Here is a 1,303-nt window from a genome sequence, read left to right on the forward strand (position 1 = left end):
TGAATCGCCCCGGGTTTAATGGAGACATCGTTAACCCGGAAGGATGGGCGGCATGGTCGCACCACGGAAGTACCCCGACGAGCTACGCGAGCGAGCCACAAGGATGGCGATCGATGCGCGACAGGACCCGGCCACTCGAGCCGGCGCGTTCCGTCGGATCGGGGAACAACTCGGTGTCCACCCCGAAGCGCTGCGGACGTGGGTGAAGAAGGCTGAGATCGATGAAGGACTCAGACCGGGAACCACCTCGGACGACGCAGCCCGGATGGCCGAACTCGAGAGGGAGGTCCGCGAGCTGCGGCGGGCGAATACGATCCTGCGGCAGGCATCGGCTTTCTTCGCGGCGGAGCTCGACCGCCCCTCCCGGTGATGTGCGCGTTCATCGACGCGCACCGGGACGAGCACGGGGTCGAGCCGATCTGCAGGATCTTGCAGATCGCCCCGAGCAGCTACTACGCCCACCGCACCCGCGAGCCTTCAGCCAGGCAGCAGCGGGACGAGCAGCTGACGCAGGAGATCACACAGGTGCATGAGGAGAACTACGGCGTCTACGGGGCGCGGAAGGTTCATGCCGAGCTGCGCAGGCAGGGCCACGAGGTGGCCCGGTGCACCGTCGAGCGGCTGATGCGAAAGGCGGGACTCCGCGGCGTTAGCCGAGCGAAGGGGCCCCGGACGACGAAACCGGCACCGGAGACGAGTAGACCTGCGGATCTCGTCAATCGTGACTTCACGGCCGAGGCGGTCAACCAGTTGTGGGTCGCGGACATTACGTATGTGCGGACGTTCGCCGGATGGGTGTATGTCGCGTTCGTCCTGGATGTGTTCTCGCGTCGGATCGTGGGCTGGCAGGTGTCCACGAGGCTGTACACGGCGCTGGCGATCGATGCGTTGGAGATGGGGATCTGGACGCGTCGGCGTGATGGTGCTGATCTGTCTGGCCTGGTCCATCACAGCGACCGTGGAGTTCAGTATCGTGCCGTGCGTTACGCGGAGCGACTCGCGGTAGAGGATGCTGTCGCGTCGGTCGGGTCACGTGGTGACTCGTATGACAACGCGATGGCGGAGGCGCTGAACTCATTGTTCAAAGCTGAGTTGGTCCGCAATCACGGGCCGTGGCGCGATGTGTCGCATGTCGAGGTCGCGATCGCGGAGTGGGTCGATTGGTACAACCATCGCCGTCTTCATGGCGAGATCGGGCACGTTCCTCCCGTTGAGTTCGAAGCAGTCCACGCGGAGCAGCCTGCTCGAGCATTGACATCAATTTCCAGATAGAAATCCCTCTACAAAACTCGGGGCTTGACAA

1 protein-coding gene and 1 other annotated feature are annotated in these 1,303 nt (G+C 63.7%); the gene reads left to right on the top strand.

Features of this window, described 5'->3' with window-relative positions; translation table 11 throughout:
- The first annotated feature begins 52 nt into the window (after positions 1–52).
- Positions 53–1,272, top strand: a protein-coding gene (locus EWV37_RS15410) for an IS3 family transposase (protein ID WP_238663369.1) whose coding sequence is annotated in 2 segments (ribosomal slippage) — positions 53–332 and positions 332–1,272 — 1,221 coding nt in all. Because the reading frame shifts where the segments join, the coding sequence is not laid out codon by codon here.
- Positions 331–444 (top strand) — a sequence feature (AL1L pseudoknot). (Overlaps the previous gene by 114 nt.)
- Positions 1,273–1,303: the final 31 nt, after the last annotated feature.

This window comes from Kocuria carniphila (assembly GCF_004136555.1).
GTDB lineage: Bacteria > Actinomycetota > Actinomycetes > Actinomycetales > Micrococcaceae > Kocuria > Kocuria carniphila.